Origin of the sequence: Pseudonocardia aurantiaca (assembly GCF_039526725.1) — a bacterium.
GTDB classification, from domain to species: Bacteria; Actinomycetota; Actinomycetes; order Mycobacteriales; family Pseudonocardiaceae; genus Pseudonocardia; species Pseudonocardia aurantiaca.
Map to the genome: position 1 here is coordinate 172,719 of NZ_BAAAJG010000026.1, position 14,641 is coordinate 187,359.

Below are 14,641 nucleotides of genomic sequence, written 5' to 3' on the forward strand. Positions count from 1 at the left end.
AGGGGTCATCATGGCCGGGCGGCGCCTATGAGCCCGGCCACGACCATCTCGGCCGCGGGGCACACCTGGACGAGCTGGTCCAGCCCGCTCGACCGAAGCAATCGGCGCACCCCTTGGTGTTCCGCCGACACGTGCAGCTGCGCTCCCACCGCGACGGCACGCGTGTGCGCGGCCCGCAGCAGCTCTAGGAACTGCCAGTCCAGAAACTGCACGTCCTGCAGGTCGATCACGACATGGCGCGCCCGGCCGAGCTGCTGGTCGACCCGCCGGACGAGCACCGGGGCTGCTGCCCCGTCGTCCAATCGACCGCTCACGCGGACCACCACGACGTCAGGTATCGGTGCGTGCAGCCGTACGTCCACGACTGCCGATGCACCTGTCATCCCACATCACCAACCATCACGCGTCCCCTTCGACATGTGGAGGGAGTCGTGCCGTACCGGTCCCGGCCCCCTCGCCGGGACCGGTACGGCGGGCGGCACCTCGCAGTGCTCCCCAGCCTGCGAGGTGCGAGCTCATGGCGCGCTCAATGCGCGGGCGGCTCGGAGTTGGTGCAGCCTGCGACGGATGGTCTGCGTACGGGTGTGGGCGGTCGGGGTGGTGCCGAAGGCTGCTGCGGCGATCGGCCGACGCCTGTGCACATGTTCACCTCGCTCCCCGCCGGGATAATCACGACAACCTGACGGCCCGGCGCATTTATGTGGATTGGTCTCCGCCGGGGTCTGGAGCGGTGGTTACACAAGTACCGGCCGCCCGGGGTGCACGGCTACGTCCGTACGAGGGAACGTTGTTATCGGACCGCGACAGCGCGTTTGCGCAGGTTACGCTGCCCGGGTGACCGAAGCCGCTGGACGGCCGCGTCGCTTACTGGCGGTAGGCGGCGGGCGATGGGCCAGGTCCGCCAATCCGGCGCCACGCGAGAGAACCGGCAATCCGATCACGTGGCTTACCGCGCGACCGGGGCCGGTGCCGCAGCTTCTCCACCGGATTCGTGTGATGATCGCCGGTACGGGCACTTCGTCCCTGGTACCTGCGTTGACATGATGTGGACGCCTGAGTTTCAGGAGTCCCGACGTCGAGGAATGAGGAGGCCCCGTGACATCACCGTTCGGCGGCCCCGCGCGCACCGCGCCCGGTCCGTCCAACTTGCCCACCCCGCCCACCGGGTGGCCGGTCGGCTCCTACGCCACATACGAGGAGGCGCAGCGGGCGGTGGACCACCTCGCCGACGCCGACTTCCCGGTTCGTGACGTCACGATCGTCGGCGTCGACCTCATGCTCGTCGAGCGGGTCATCGGCCGCCTGACCTGGGGCCGGGCCATCGGTTCCGGTGCCGCGTCCGGTGCCTGGTTCGGTCTCTTCGTTGGCCTGCTGCTCAGCCTCTTCACGGCCGGTGGCTCGTCGTTCGGGCCGATCCTGGTCGGCCTCGCGAGCGGCGTGGTCTTCGGAATTGTCTTCGCCGCCGTCGGGTACGGCGCCACGAGGGGGAGGCGCGACTTCACCTCCGCCAGCCAGCTCGTGGCCGGCCGCTACGACGTCCTGTGCCAGCCGCGCAACGCCGAGAAGGCGCGCGAGCTGCTCGCGAAACTGGCGATGGGCAACTCCCCGGCCTGACGGGCCACGCACATCTCATTCCAGTCACCCCCTCGGGCCAGCGATTGCGGCTCGGAGCTGACGCGCATAGGTTCGGATCACCGGCACTGACCGTGACCGGCATCACACCTGTGGGCGGCGCGGCCCCGACCGCGCGCTCGGAACGGGGGGCGTCATGCGGGCACCGGTCCATCCGTTGTCGCGGCGGCGCGCCGGGCGGCCACTCGTCGCGGCCGCGTGCGCGCTCCTTGCGGCCGCCGCGCTGGCCGGCTGCGGCTCCGCAGCCTCCGGCCCACCCGTCCTGAACTTCTACACGCCCGCCGACAACGCGAGCGGGTACGCCGCCGCCGCCGAGGCCTGCACCAACGCAGCCGGCGGCCGCTACTCCGTCGTCCAGCAGACGCTGCCCAAGGCCGCGGACGACCAGCGCCTGCAGCTTGCCCGCCGGCTCGTCGCGGGTGATCCGGCCGTCGACATCGTCGGCATCGACGTCACCTGGACCGCGGAGTTCGCGGAGGCGGGCTGGATCGCGCCCTTCCCCGAGGACGTCGCCCGTGAGATCCAGCAGGGAACGCTCCAGGGCGCCTATGAGACCGGCACTTACAAGGACCGGTTGTGGGCCGCGCCGCTCAACACCAACACCCAGTTGCTCTGGTATCGCACCGACCTCTCGCCCACCCCGCCCGCCACCTGGGACGAGATGATCCGGCGGTCGGAGGAGCTGCACCAGCGGGGGCTGCCGTCCTACATCGAGGTGCAGGGCGCGCAGTACGAGGGCCTGTCCGTCTGGTTCAACACGCTGCTCACCAGCGCAGGCGGCCAGCTCGTTTCCGAGAACGGCGACGTGCTCGTCGACAAGGGCCCCGCCGCCCGCCAGGCCGTGTCGATCATGCAGCGGGTGGCGGCGTCGCCCGCCTCCGACCCGTCCTTGTCGGTGGCCAAGGAGAACGACGGCAGGCTCGCGATGGAGGCGGGCACGGCCGCGTTCCAGGTCAACTACCCGTTCGTCAACGCCTCGATCAACACCCCGCCACCGGACGGCGGGGGCGGCGGCACGTTTATCGACGAGCAGGGCAGGCCGACCACGCAGGACACCGGGCGGCGCGTGGCCGACGTCTTCGCCTGGGCGCCCTACCCCCGCGTGGACCCGAACCGGCCGGCCACGGTGACGATCGGCGGCCTCAACCTCGGTGTCAGCACCACCTCGCGGCACCAGGACCTGGCGTTCGAGGCCGTGCAATGCCTGCGCAACCGGGAGAACCAGCTGCACAACGCCACCGAGGGCGGCGTGCCACCGACGCTCGCCGCGCTCTACGACGACCTGTCGTTCCAGCAGGAGTATCCCGCGTGGGAGGCGATCCGGGACTCGCTGGAGAACGCGAGCGTCCGGCCGAAGACCCCGGCGTACCAGAGCATCTCGATCGTGCTCGCCGACCTGCTCAACCCGCCCGCCTCGATCAACCCGGACACGATCGTGCCGCAGCTCGCCGACCAGGTGCAGCGGGCCGTCAACTCGGAAGGACTGGTGCCCTGATGGCTGTTCAGAGCACGGCGCCGGCGACTGAGGCCGAGCGCGCGACCCTCCGGCGGGCGAACCGGGCGGGGAAACCTCCGCTGTCGGAGGGGGCACGCGCGGAGCGGAAACTCGCGTTCCTGCTCTGCGCCCCGGCTGTGCTGATCATGGTGGCCGTCACGGCCTACCCGATCGGCTACGCGATCTGGCTGTCGTTGCAGCGGTACGACCTGCGCTTCCCCGACGACCAGGCGTTCGCCGGTCTCGCCAACTACGCCGTGGTGCTGTCGTCGGGGTACTGGTGGAGCGCGTTCGGCGTGACGCTGTTGATCACGGTGGTGTCGGTGGCCATCGAGTTCGTGCTCGGCCTCGCGCTCGCGCTCGTGATGCACCGGACGATCATCGGCCGCGGGCTCACCCGCACCGTCGTGCTCATCCCGTACGGCATCGTCACGGTCGTCGCGGCGTTCAGCTGGCAGTTCGCCTGGACGCCGGACGTCGGCTATCTGGCCGCGATGCTGCCGGAGGGGAGCGCGCCGCTCACCGAGTGGGGCTCGGCCATCGCGGTCATCATCCTGGCCGAGGTCTGGAAGACCACCCCGTTCATGGCCCTGCTGCTGCTGGCCGGCCTCGCATTGGTGCCGGACGACTTGCTCAAGGCCGCGCAGGTGGACGGCGCCGGGCCGTGGCAGCGGCTGACGCAGATCATCCTGCCGATGATGAAGCCGGCGATCCTCGTGGCGCTGCTCTTCCGCACGCTCGACGCGTTCCGGATCTTCGACAACATCTACATCCTGACGCAGGGGTCGAACGGCACCGGGTCGGTGTCGATGCTCGGGTACAACAACCTCTTCCGGGCGTTCAACCTCGGCATCGGCTCGGCGATCAGCGTGCTCATCTTCATCGCAGTGGCACTCATCGCCTTCATCTTCATCAAGCTGTTCGGCGCCGCGGCGCCGGGCTCCGACCCGGAGGGGAGGCGCTGAGATGGCCGTCGCGACGACCGGAGCCGCCAAGAGCAAGTGGGCGGTGGCCAACACGCTCGTGCTGCTCTACGCGCTCATCCCGGTGTTGTGGATCGTCAGCCTGTCGTTCAAGCCGGCGAGCACCATCAACGACGGCAACTTCATCCCGCGCGAGTGGACGTGGGAGAACTACACGCAGGTGTTCGGGGTCTCGCTCTTCACGAGTGCCCTCATCAACTCGATCGGGATCGCCCTCATCGCGACGGTGCTCGCCGTGGTGATCGGCACGATGGCGGCGTACGCGATCGCGCGGCTGCGGTTCCCGGGCAAGGGCCTGCTGGTGGGGATCTCGCTGCTGATCGCGATGTTCCCGCCGATCTCGCTGGTGAGCCCGCTGTTCGACATCGAGCGGTCGATCGGGCTGTTCGACACCTGGCCCGGCCTGATAATCCCGTACATCACGTTCTCGCTACCGCTGGCGATCTACACGCTCTCCGCGTTCTTCCGCGAGATCCCGTGGGAGCTGGAGAAGGCGGCCAAGATGGACGGCGCCACGCCGTTGCAGGCGTTCCGGTCGGTGATCGTGCCGCTGGCCGCTCCGGGCGTGTTCACCACCGCCATCCTGGTCTTCATCTTCTGCTGGAACGACTTCCTGTTCGCGATCTCGCTGACCTCTACCGAACGCTCGCAGACCGCCCCCGTCGCGATCGCGAACTTCACGGGGGCCAGTGAGTTCGCCGAACCGACCGGGTCGATCGCCGCGGCGGCGGTATTGCTGACGATTCCGATCATCTTCTTCGTGCTGTTCTTCCAGCGGCGCATCGTCGCCGGCCTGACCTCCGGCGCAGTGAAGGGCTGAAACAGTGGCTGACATCGTTCTGGACCACATCACCAAGCGCTACCCCGATGGCACGGTCGGCGTCAACGACGTGAGCTTCGAGATCGCCGACGGCGAGTTCATCATCCTCGTCGGCCCGTCGGGCTGCGGGAAGTCGACGGCGCTCAACATGATCGCCGGCCTCGAGGACATCACCGAGGGGGAACTGCGCATCGGCGGCGAGCGCGTCAACGAGAAGGCGCCGAAGGACCGCGACATCGCGATGGTCTTCCAGTCCTACGCGCTGTACCCGCACATGACGGTGCGGGAGAACATGGGCTTCCCGCTCAAGCTGGCGAAGGTGGACAAGGCCGAGATCAACCGCAAGGTCGAGGAGGCGGCCCAGATCCTCGACCTCACCAACCACCTGGACCGCAAGCCGGCCAACATGTCCGGCGGCCAGCGTCAACGGGTGGCGATGGGCCGCGCGATCGTGCGCAGCCCGAAGGCGTTCCTGATGGACGAGCCGCTGTCCAACCTGGACGCCAAGCTCCGCGTACAGATGCGCACGATGGTGTCGAAGCTGCAGCAGCGGCTGGAGACCACCACCGTGTACGTCACCCACGACCAGACCGAGGCCATGACGCTCGGCGACCGGATCGTCGTCATGCGCGGCGGGGTGGTGCAGCAGATCGGCTCGCCGCAGACGCTCTACGACACCCCGGCCAACCTGTTCGTCGCCGGGTTCATCGGCTCGCCCGCCATGAACTTCCTGCCGGCCCGGCTGGAGGACGGGGTGTTCCGCACGGCGCTCGGCGATCTGCCCCTCGCCGACGAGCTGCGCCAAATGCTCGAGGCGGGCGACGCCCCGCGCGAGGTGATCATGGGCCTGCGCCCGGAGAACTTCGAGGACGCCGCGCTCGTCGAGGACCACCAGCGCGACCGCGGCGCGATGTTCACGGCCGAGGTCGACGTGCTGGAGTCCATGGGCTCGGACAAGTTCGCGTACTTCTCCGTGGAGGGCGAGCAGGCGGTGTCCGACGACCTCGCCGACCTCGCCGCCGACGCGGGCACCGCGGACGTCCCCGGCGGCGACACCGGCCAGATCGTCACCCGGCTCTCGGCGGCCTCGGGGGCGGCGGAGGGCGAGCCGATGCAGGTCTGGGTGGACACCCTGAAGATCCAGGTCTTCGACCCGGCGAGCGGCAAGAACCTGACCGCGCGGGAGCAGCCCGCCGCGGTGTCCGCTACTCCGTGACCTCCGCCTCGGTGCGGTCGACGAGGTCGGCCTGCGCGAGCAGGCGCACCACCGGGCGGAACTCCTCGGAGTACCAGCGCCTGGCCACCACCCCGCGCTGGGAGAGCACCTGACTGCGCCACACGCGAAGGAAGTCGTGTTCGGCGTCGGCTGCCGGGAAACCCGTCGCGGACCCGGCTACCGCGCAGGTATCCGGTCGGCCGGCCCGCCGTCGTCACCCGATGGGTCGGTTCCGATCATCAGGCCGGCGTATGGGGGCGCGACGGGACGCGCCAGATGCGCGAGGATGCGAACGTGAGCCCCCCTGTCAAGCCAGGGCGGATCGAGCGCGGTGGAGCCCCGCGGTCCTTCGACGCCCACGCGAAGACCTACGACAAGCTCGTCGGAGCGAACCCCGGCTACCACGAGCATCTACGGATGTCCGCGAGGCGGATGGGACTACCGAACCGCGGCGCCGGGCTGAAGCTGCTCGACCTCGGCTGCGGCACCGGAGCCTCGACCGCCGCGCTGCTCGAGGTGGCCCCCGAGGCCGAGATCACCGCCGTCGACGCCTCGGACGAGATGCTCGCCCAGGCGCGCCGCAAGATCTGGCCGACGACCGTCCGGTTCGTGCACGGCAACGCGGAGAACCTGGCCATGAACGGGATCGTCGGCCCGTACGACGGGATCTTCGCGGCCTACCTCCTGCGCAACCTCGTGCACCAGGACGCGGCGCTCCGGCAGTTCCATCGGCTGCTGCGACCCGGGGCGCCCATCGCGATCCACGAGTACTCGGTGCGCGACTCGCTGCGCAGCCGCACGGTGTGGACGCTGGTCTGCTGGGGCGTGATCATCCCGATGGGCCGCATCCGCGCGGGCTCCGGCGACCTCTACCGCTACCTGTGGCGCAGCGTCCTGCGGTTCGACGGTGTGGCGGCCATGAGGAAGCGCATGGAGGCCGCGGAGTTCGAGGACGTCCGCGTGCAGACGGTGCCCGGCTGGGAGCAGCACATCGTCCACACGTTCCTCGGGCGCAGGCCGGCGGTGGAGGCTGTGGCGACGCCGCGGGTCGCGGAGGCATACGACGACGTGGACACGGAGGCGGCGACGCCGGTCGACGGCATCCCCGTGATCCGGCCCACCTGACCCGGCGCCCCCCGGTTCCGCGTGCCTGGGTGGGCGCACTCGTCCCCACAACCAGGCGGTCTCGGCTGCCGTTAGCCTGGGGGCGTGCATCGCATGTTCCCGATCACCCCGCCGCCACCCTCCTAGCGGAGCCGGCTGACACCTGCGGGATCCCACTCACGGCGCGCCGGTCTGCGCGCCGCTGTTCGGCATGGCTCCGCTTCCGCGACCTCATCCCTCTCGTCGCAGGAGCGATCCACTCGTGCCCACCCTTCGCACCACCCCCGTCTCCGGGGTGTCGTTCCTCATCGTGGCCGGAGTTCTCTGGGGCACCGGCGGGCTGCTCGGCAGCCTGTTCGGTGCTGCAGCCGGACTCTCCCCACTCGCCGTCGCGACCTACCGGCTCGGCGTCGGCGGTCTGCTGATCGTCGGATACCTGTTGGTCAACGGCAGTGTGTTGCCCCGGGGCGGGGCCGCGTGGCGGCGGATCGCCGCCACGGGGCTGCTGGCTGCCCTCTTCCAGGTCTCCTACTTCACCGCCGTCTCGCTGACGTCGGTGAGCCTCGCCACCCTCGTCACGATCGGGTCGTCGCCCGTGCTCGTGCTGCTCGTCAGGCGGCGGCATGCCGGTCGGCGGCAGCTCGGGGCGGTGGCGCCGGCGCTGCTCGGCCTCGCGCTGCTCGTCGGGCTGCCGGCGGACGGTCCCGCCGCCCCGGGTGCGGGCGCCCTGCTCGCAGGTTCGGCGTTCGCACTGCTCGCCGCTGCCGGGTTCTCCGTGATGACGCTGCTCGCCGCCCGACCCGTCCCCGGCCTCGACGCGGCGACGACGACGGGCCTCGGGTTCACGATCGGCGGCGCGGTGCTGCTCCCGGTCGCCGCCGCGACAGCCGGGGTCGGGTTCGCCGTCGACGCGCGGTCGATCGCCCTGCTCGTCGCGCTCGCCCTGGTCCCGACGGCCGTGGCCTACACGTGCTACTTCCGCGGGCTGCGCTCGGCGTCGGCGGGCGTCGGGGTGCTGATGGCACTTCTCGAACCGTTGACTGCGGCCGTGCTGGCGGCGCTGCTGCTCGGCGAGCGGCTCGGTGTGGCCGGGGTCGCAGGCGGGCTGCTGCTCGGCGTGGCGCTCGTGCCGGCGGCCCGGAGCGCGTAGCGGCGCTCGGCGTAGGCGATGTCGTCGCGCCAGAGCCTGCGGGCGGCCAGGCCGACGAGCGGGCGCAGCGCTCCCGCGACGCGCCGCACGTGCTCGAAGCCCGGACGGTCGGAATGCGCCACCACCGCCTCGATCACGGCGGTGCGTGGCAGGCCGTCCGGGCCGGGGCGCAGGGGCGTCGCGTGTGTCTCGACGACACTCCCGGCGCCTTCGCCGTCCACGATCTCCATCGTGACCGTGCGCGCGTCCGGGCAGCTGAACTCGGCGCGGACCGGCACCCCGAGCCGCTTCCCGATCGTGAACGTCACCTCGACGAGGAACCGGTCCTCGGCGGGTGCCGTCGCCCGATCCGGCGGCGGGACGCTGATCACCTGCAAGGCGGTGAACGAGTACGGGTGGAACCAGGCGCCGTGCCAGGGGTCGAGCCGGTTGGCGATCACGTCCTCCGGCTGGCACCGCCCGATCACGGTGGCGACGGCGGCCACGCCCTGGTGCTCGGGACGTGGGCCCAGCACGGGGAGGTCGGTCGGCCCCTCCTCGGCGGTCTCGTCGAGGCGCACCCAGGCGAGCACGCCGTCGTCGTGGGCGGGGAGCGGGCGCCAGCCAGGGCGGCCGCTCGCGCCGAGCACCATCCCGTGCCACCGGCACACGATGTTGCCCTCGTGCACCGGGGCATCGCACAGCGCGGCGCCCAGGTGCGGGCAGGCGCCGGGGCCGACGTGCAGCCCGCCGGCCGCGTCGCGCCAGGCCACCAGTTCGCGCCCCGCGACGACCCGCCCGAACGCCCGGCCCGGCCGCACCTCGCGGCTGCCGGCCAGCACGTGCCACCCGCCGGTCGGGCGCGCCCGCGCCCGCTGCAACGCGCCACTGATGAGGGACGGCCTGGCGGCCGCCCACGTCGGCCGCTGTCTCGCCCACGGCGTGCGCCGCAGCACGCGCAGCGGGTTGACCGGGCGGCGCTCCTTCATCCGCCCAGGCTAGGACGGTGCCGGCGCCTCGGCGAGCCGAACGCTCAGAGCCACTCGTTGCGGCGGAACACCCGGAAGAGCGTCAGACAGATCACGATGATCACCATCCAGATCAGCGGATAGCCGAAGCTCCAGTGCAGCTCGGGCATCGAGTCGAAGTTCATGCCGTAGATCCCGGCGATCATGGTGGGCACCGAGATGATCGCGACGTACGCGGTGATCTTGCGCATGTCGTTGTTCTGCCGCATGGTGATCTTTGCGAGCGCTGCGTCGACCAGCGTGGTGAGCAGCTCGTTGAAGCCCGCGATCCGCTCGGTGACGGTGACCATGTGGTCGTCGACGTCGCGGAAGTACGACCGCACCTCGTGGGGCACGAGCGAGCTGTAGCCCTCGGTGAGCTTGCGCACCGGCCCGCCGAGCGGCACCACCGCGCGCCGCAGCTCCAGCACCTCGCGCTTCATCACGTAGATCTGCTCGGAGTCGACGTTCGACCGGGGCGCGAACACCTCGGCCTCCATCTCGTCGATGTCGTTCTCGATGGCCTCGGTGACGGCGAGGTAGGAGTCGACGACGTGGTCGGCGATGGCGTGCAGCACCGCCGCCGGGCCCAGGGCGAGCTGTTCTGGGTCGGCCTCCAGCTCGCAGCGCACGTCGCGAAGCGACGAGTGCTCGCCGTGCCGCACGGTGATCACGAAGTCGGCGCCGACGAACGCCATGATCTCGCCGGTCTCGACGATCTCGTGCTCCGCCGACCTGCCTGACTTCCCGACGTAGCGCACCGTCTTCAGCACCATGAACAGCATGTCGGCGTAGCGCTCCAGCTTGGGGCGCTGATGCGCGTGAACGGCGTCCTCCACGGCGAGCTCGTGCAGGCCGAAGACGTCGGCGATGCCGGTGATCTGCTCCTCGTCGGGCTCGTGCAGGCCGATCCACACGAACGCGTCGGCCCGCCCGCGCACCTCCGCGAGCGCGCGCTCGTGCGTCCAGCGGCCTGCGAGCCGCTTGCCGTCGGCGTACACGGCGCAGTCCACGACGTACGCGGAGATCGGGACATGAAGCTTGGGGAGCAGTGACTCGGTGCCCCGCACCGAGTGCCGGTTGGCGGCGCGGATGGCGGGCCGGAGCGAGGACAGCGGCGGCACGGGGTACCTCCAGGAGTTCGGTCGGGGACGCGCCGAGCACTGCTGCGGCGCGGGCGTGTAACTCGCGTTCCCCGACCGGGGAGACCGTCAGGTCGCCGTGTCGGGAACGCGGCGACTACTGCAACCGGGTGCCTTAGGCACCGCGCTCACCTCCCTCGCTGGTGGGTCCTGCCGGATCGAGCTGTGCTCAGGGCCATCTCGCGATGGGGGGTTGATAGCCCGACCAGCGGCTAGATTACCCCCACCCACTGTGGATATCGGCGATGGAGGCGGCAGCGTTGCAGTTCGGTCGGTACTACGAGGAGTTCGAGGTCGGCGCGGTCTACAAGCACTGGCCGGGCAAGACGGTCACCGAGTACGACGACCACCTCTTCTGCCTCCTGACCATGAACCACCACCCGCTGCACTTGGACGCGCACTACGCGGAGGAGACCACCGACTTCAAGCGCAACGTCGTCGTCGGCAACTACGTCTACTCGCTGCTGCTGGGGATGTCGGTCCCCGACGTGTCCGGCAAGGCCATCGCCAACCTCGAGGTCGAGTCGCTCAAGCACACCAAGCCGACCTTCCACGGCGACACCATCTACGGCGAGACCGAGGTGCTCGGCAAGACCGAGTCGAAGAGCAAGGACGACCGCGGCGTCGTCCACGTCGAGACGCGCGGTTACAAGCAGGACGGCACCGTGGTCTGCACGTTCCGGCGCAAGGTCATGGTGCCCAAGCGGTCCTACGGCGAGGCGCGCGGCGGCGAGCAGCCGGGGCGGCCGGTCCCGGAGGGGGCCTGAGCGGGTGGCCTGAGGCCGCGGGGTCACAAAGTCCGGTGGTTACGCTGCATCAGTGATCAATTGCGCATCCTGGCTGCGCAGAGTCAGCGGGGGAGGACGTCCCAGCCGGCGAGCGTCTCACTCAGGAGGGTGACGAGCGGGAGCGCGGCGAACTCGGCTGCGTCGCACCAGCGGGCGTCGAGCGCGTCGTCGCCCGCGCGCAGTACGCCGCCGACGACGGTGCAGTGGTAGTCGGCGATCTCGTAGGCCCCGCGGCGCACCCGACCGACCAGAGCACCGGGTTCGACCACAAGCCCGGTCTCCTCGATCATCTCCCGGACCAGCGCCGCGGCGTCGTCCTCGCCCGGTTCGACACGTCCGCCGGGCAGTGACCAGAGTCCGCGGCCGGGATCGTTAGCCCGTTGGACCAACAGCAATCGCCCGTTCGGGTCAAAGGTCAATGCGCCCACACAGGGGACGAGTCGGCTACCCTGGGTCATCAAGCGCCTCCGTACGGCCCGCGTGCCGGATACCGCCGAAGCGTCCGGTGCGGTACAAATCATGGTGCTGGGGCTCCTCATGTGCAGATCGGGGTTGTGGTGAACGTCAAGAAGATCGTCGGGTTGCTCGCGATCGCGTTACTACTCTTCTTCGTCTTCACGCAGCCGGATACAGCGGCCGGCTCGCTGCAGAGCATCGGTACCACGCTGCGCAACGGCGCTGAGTCCGTCATCCAGTTCTTCACAGCGCTCGTCGTATAGACCGCTGTGCTCGCCCCCCGGGAGATCGACGAGTACCTGCTCCCCACCGAGCGCAGGGTCATCAGGCTGCGCCAGCACTGGGCAGTGATGCTCAACCACGTCACGTCCACGGCGCTGTTCCTGCTCGTCATCGTGGTCGCCGAGAGGTACCTACCCGACAGCGTGATCATCGACAACCTGGCGTTCTACCTGGCGCTGGTGGCCGTGGTCAGGTTCACGGTGCAGACGATCCTCTGGTGGATCGAACGGATCGTCGTCACCGACAAGCGCATGATGCTGGCTCAGGGCATCGTCACCCACCGCGTGGGCATGATGCCGCTGGGCAAGGTAACCGACCTCACGTTCCAGCGGTCGCTCAGCGGGCGGATCTTCGGCTACGGCACGATCATCGTCGAGTCGGCCGGTCAGATCCAGGCGCTCAACAGGATCGACTACATGCCGCAGCCCGAAGAGGTCTACGAGGCGCTCTCCGAGCTGGTGTTCGGCGAGAAGGGCAAGACGCGGGCCACAGGCATGCTGGCCCGGCCCCGCTGGCGCAGGTAGCCCTTCGAGCTAGCCTCAGATGTGGCCCGCCCCCGGATCGATCTGCACACCCACTCCACGGCCTCCGACGGCACGGACACACCGTCGCAGCTGGTCGCGGTCGCTGCGGCGGCCGGACTCGACGTCGTCGCGATCACCGACCACGACACCACCGCGGGCTGGGCCCCGGCGGCCGCGGCGCTCCCGCCCGGTATGCAGCTGGTGCGCGGCGCCGAGTTCTCGTGCGTCTCGCCCACGGGCCGCGGCGACCGGGACGTCGCCGTGCACCTGCTCGGCTACCAGTTCGACCCGGTCCACCCCGCGATCGTCGCCGAGCAGAAGCGGCTCCGGCTCGAACGGGTGGACCGGCTGCGCCGGATGATCGGGAAGATGGCCGCCGACGGCTACCCCGTCGACATCGACGCCGTGTTCCGGCTGCTCCCCGAAGGGGCGAGCGCCGGGCGGCCGCACCTCGCGCGGGCGCTGGTGGCGGCGGGTGTGGTCGGTTCCGTCACCGAGGCGTTCGCGGAGCTCCTGCACAACGGAAGCCCGTACTACGTGCCGAAGGCCGATACCCCGGTGCGAACGGCGATCGACATGGTGCGGGCGGCCGGGGGCGTCACGGTCTTCGCGCACCCGCTCGCCCGCAAGCGCGGCCGTGTGGTGGAGCCGTCGGTCATCGCCGAGCTGGCGGCGGCGGGGCTCGCGGGTGTGGAGGTCGACCACCCCGACCACGCGCCCGAGGACCGCGAGCTCCTGCGCGCGCTCGCCGCCGACACCGGACTCGTCGCCACTGGCTCGAGCGACTACCACGGCGCCAACAAGACCACCCCGATCGCGGCCGAGACCACGTCCCCGGACGCCTTTGAGGAGCTGCTCGCGCCCGTCACGGGCGTCGAGACGCTCACCGGCTGATCCGGTCGGCGCGCGGGGCGTTACCGTGCTCTGGATGAACGGCGGTGCGCAACTCGGGTTCGACTTCGAGACCACCCGGCTCGTGCGGGTCACCCCGTCGAAGCTCGCCGCGTGGGCCGACTGCCCGCGGCGCTTCCGCATGACGTACCTGGACCGGCCGCCGCCCCCGCGCGGCGGGGCGTACGCGCACAGCACGCTCGGCGCCGTGGTGCACCTCGCGCTGCGCGCCCTGTTCGACCTGCCGCCGGACCAGCGCACACCGCGTGCGGCCGCTGCCCTCCTCGATCGCTACTGGTCCAGCGAGGGATTCCGCGACGCCGCGCAGGCCGCGACCTACCGGGAGCGCGCCCGCGGCTGGGTGTCCGAGTATGCCGCCGAGCTGGATGCGGACGCCGAGGCCGTCGGGCTGGAGCGGTGGGTGTCGGTGGCGACGGACCGGATCGTCGCCGAGGGCCGGGTGGACCGCATCGACCGGCGTGGCGCCGAACTGGTGATCGTCGACTACAAGACGGGCCGCCGCCGGCCTGCGGTCGCCGACGCCGCCGAGTCGCAAGCGCTCGCTCTGTACGCAGTGGCCACGGAACGCACGCTGCGCCGCTCGTGCCGGCAGGTGGAGCTGCATCACCTTCCGAGCGGCGAGGTGGTCGGGTGGGAGCACGACAGCGCCTCGCTACGGGAACACGTGCGCCGGGCCGAGGAGACCGCGGCCGAGCTGGACGCGGCTAGGGAGGCCCTGGCCGCGGGCGGCGATGTCGACGAGCTGTTCCCACCCCGGCCCGCGGCCCGATGCGGCTCGTGCGATGTGCGCCGCAACTGCCCTGAAGGCCGGGCGGCCGCCCCGGAGCAGGCCTCGTGGGGCCTGCTGGCGCCATGAGGGACGGCGGCAGCAGCCGGGCGGGCGCGCGGCTGCGAGGGTTCTCCGGCGTACTCGCAGGCGGGCTCGTCGCGCTGGTGCTCGCGCTCGTCGGGGCGTGGGTCGTCGCCGTGCAGACCGGCACGCCGGGCCCCGGCCTGAACACGCTGGTCTGGCACGCCGGCGCCGCCGTGGCAGCGGTGCTGGTCCAGCGCCAGGCCGACCGCAGACCGGGCGCGCCCGGGGTGTGGGCGGCCCTGGCGGTGCTGCTGATCACGGCGGTGCTGCTGGCGGTCCAGTGGCTGGTCTGACGCCC

General features: G+C 70.8%; 17 protein-coding genes and 1 pseudogene. 13 read left to right on the forward strand and 5 right to left on the reverse strand.

The window, feature by feature from the left end:
• Positions 1–8 precede the first annotated feature (8 nt).
• A complete protein-coding gene (locus ABD143_RS31890) occupies positions 9–383 on the reverse strand; it encodes an STAS domain-containing protein (RefSeq protein WP_343985371.1) in 375 nt (124 codons plus the stop codon).
• Between the two features lie 712 nt (positions 384–1,095).
• On the opposite strand from ABD143_RS31890, the gene ABD143_RS31895 reads away from it, so the two are divergent.
• The 5 genes from ABD143_RS31895 to ABD143_RS31915 all read left to right on the forward strand — a co-directional run bounded on the left by ABD143_RS31895 (position 1,096) and on the right by ABD143_RS31915 (position 6,146).
• Positions 1,096–1,614, forward strand: coding sequence for a YflT domain-containing protein (locus ABD143_RS31895; protein ID WP_343985373.1), 519 nt, complete (start codon positions 1,096–1,098; stop codon positions 1,612–1,614).
• Positions 1,615–1,768: 154 nt separating this feature from the next.
• Positions 1,769–3,127: an ABC transporter substrate-binding protein gene (locus tag ABD143_RS31900; protein WP_343985375.1), complete on the forward strand. Its 1,359-nt coding sequence runs from the start codon at positions 1,769–1,771 to the stop codon at positions 3,125–3,127.
• The gene (locus ABD143_RS31905) at positions 3,127–4,092 is read left to right on the forward strand and encodes a carbohydrate ABC transporter permease (RefSeq protein WP_343985377.1); all 966 of its coding nucleotides are present in this window, start codon (positions 3,127–3,129) and stop codon (positions 4,090–4,092) included. Before ABD143_RS31900 ends, ABD143_RS31905 begins: the two co-directional genes overlap by 1 nt.
• A 1-nt stretch (position 4,093) precedes the next feature.
• Positions 4,094–4,930 (forward strand): carbohydrate ABC transporter permease, encoded by an 837-nt coding sequence (locus ABD143_RS31910; protein ID WP_343985379.1) that lies wholly within the window; start codon positions 4,094–4,096, stop codon positions 4,928–4,930.
• A gap of 4 nt (positions 4,931–4,934) precedes the next feature.
• On the forward strand, positions 4,935–6,146 hold the full coding sequence (locus tag ABD143_RS31915) for an ABC transporter ATP-binding protein (RefSeq protein WP_343985381.1): 1,212 nt from the start codon (positions 4,935–4,937) through the stop codon (positions 6,144–6,146).
• Here ABD143_RS31915 and ABD143_RS38385 read toward each other — a convergent pair.
• Positions 6,136–6,270, reverse strand: coding sequence for a hypothetical protein (locus ABD143_RS38385; protein ID WP_379659957.1), 135 nt, complete (start codon positions 6,268–6,270; stop codon positions 6,136–6,138). The genes ABD143_RS31915 and ABD143_RS38385 overlap by 11 nt on opposite strands.
• 170 nt (positions 6,271–6,440) lie before the next feature.
• On the opposite strand from ABD143_RS38385, the gene ABD143_RS31925 reads away from it, so the two are divergent.
• Together ABD143_RS31925 and ABD143_RS31930 are read left to right on the forward strand one after the other, a co-directional pair.
• The gene (locus ABD143_RS31925; protein ID WP_343985383.1) at positions 6,441–7,271 is read left to right on the forward strand and encodes a class I SAM-dependent methyltransferase; all 831 of its coding nucleotides are present in this window, start codon (positions 6,441–6,443) and stop codon (positions 7,269–7,271) included.
• Between the two features lie 241 nt (positions 7,272–7,512).
• The gene (locus ABD143_RS31930; RefSeq protein WP_379659958.1) at positions 7,513–8,400 is read left to right on the forward strand and encodes an EamA family transporter; all 888 of its coding nucleotides are present in this window, start codon (positions 7,513–7,515) and stop codon (positions 8,398–8,400) included.
• Positions 8,401–8,438: 38 nt separating this feature from the next.
• Here the strand turns inward: ABD143_RS31930 and ABD143_RS31935 are convergent.
• Both ABD143_RS31935 and corA read right to left on the reverse strand, forming a co-directional pair.
• A pseudogene (locus tag ABD143_RS31935) lies at positions 8,439–9,368 on the reverse strand (DUF5914 domain-containing protein); the annotation flags it as partial.
• A gap of 44 nt (positions 9,369–9,412) precedes the next feature.
• Positions 9,413–10,510 (reverse strand): magnesium/cobalt transporter CorA, encoded by a 1,098-nt coding sequence (corA, locus tag ABD143_RS31940; protein ID WP_379659959.1) that lies wholly within the window; start codon positions 10,508–10,510, stop codon positions 9,413–9,415.
• A gap of 278 nt (positions 10,511–10,788) precedes the next feature.
• Here corA and ABD143_RS31945 point away from each other — a divergent pair, with 278 nt between their 5' ends.
• Entirely contained in the window at positions 10,789–11,295 is a 507-nt protein-coding gene (locus ABD143_RS31945; protein ID WP_343985863.1) for a MaoC family dehydratase, read from the forward strand.
• An 83-nt stretch (positions 11,296–11,378) separates the two neighbouring features.
• Here ABD143_RS31945 and ABD143_RS31950 read toward each other — a convergent pair whose 3' ends face one another.
• Positions 11,379–11,774, reverse strand: coding sequence for an NUDIX hydrolase (locus tag ABD143_RS31950; RefSeq protein ID WP_343985387.1), 396 nt, complete (start codon positions 11,772–11,774; stop codon positions 11,379–11,381).
• 81 nt (positions 11,775–11,855) lie between these two features.
• On the opposite strand from ABD143_RS31950, the gene ABD143_RS31955 reads away from it, so the two are divergent.
• Genes ABD143_RS31955 through ABD143_RS31975 form a run of 5 tightly spaced genes read left to right on the forward strand, consistent with a single transcriptional unit; the run spans position 11,856 to position 14,636 of the window.
• Entirely contained in the window at positions 11,856–12,035 is a 180-nt protein-coding gene (locus ABD143_RS31955) for a hypothetical protein (protein WP_343985389.1), read from the forward strand.
• Between the two features lie 6 nt (positions 12,036–12,041).
• A complete protein-coding gene (locus ABD143_RS31960) occupies positions 12,042–12,578 on the forward strand; it encodes a PH domain-containing protein (protein WP_343985391.1) in 537 nt (178 codons plus the stop codon).
• 21 nt (positions 12,579–12,599) lie between these two features.
• Positions 12,600–13,472: a PHP domain-containing protein gene (locus ABD143_RS31965; RefSeq protein WP_343985393.1), complete on the forward strand. Its 873-nt coding sequence runs from the start codon at positions 12,600–12,602 to the stop codon at positions 13,470–13,472.
• Positions 13,473–13,506: 34 nt separating this feature from the next.
• Positions 13,507–14,346, forward strand: a complete 840-nt coding sequence (locus tag ABD143_RS31970) for a RecB family exonuclease (RefSeq protein WP_343985395.1) — start codon at positions 13,507–13,509, stop codon at positions 14,344–14,346.
• On the forward strand, positions 14,343–14,636 hold the full coding sequence (locus ABD143_RS31975; protein ID WP_343985397.1) for a hypothetical protein: 294 nt from the start codon (positions 14,343–14,345) through the stop codon (positions 14,634–14,636). Before ABD143_RS31970 ends, ABD143_RS31975 begins: the two co-directional genes overlap by 4 nt.
• Positions 14,637–14,641: the final 5 nt, after the last annotated feature.

Bases quoted from the DNA above. Each gene is read 5' to 3' on its own strand.
- ABD143_RS31890 (WP_343985371.1), bottom strand. From the start codon at position 383: ATGACAGGTGCATCGGCAGTCGTGGACGTACGGCTGCACGCACCGATA.
- ABD143_RS31900 (WP_343985375.1), top strand. From the start codon at position 1,769: ATGCGGGCACCGGTCCATCCGTTGTCGCGGCGGCGCGCCGGGCGGCCA.
- ABD143_RS31905 (WP_343985377.1), top strand. From the start codon at position 3,127: ATGGCTGTTCAGAGCACGGCGCCGGCGACTGAGGCCGAGCGCGCGACC.
- ABD143_RS31910 (WP_343985379.1), top strand. From the start codon at position 4,094: ATGGCCGTCGCGACGACCGGAGCCGCCAAGAGCAAGTGGGCGGTGGCC.
- ABD143_RS31950 (WP_343985387.1), bottom strand. From the start codon at position 11,774: ATGACCCAGGGTAGCCGACTCGTCCCCTGTGTGGGCGCATTGACCTTT.
- ABD143_RS31970 (WP_343985395.1), top strand. From the start codon at position 13,507: ATGAACGGCGGTGCGCAACTCGGGTTCGACTTCGAGACCACCCGGCTC.
- ABD143_RS31975 (WP_343985397.1), top strand. From the start codon at position 14,343: ATGAGGGACGGCGGCAGCAGCCGGGCGGGCGCGCGGCTGCGAGGGTTC.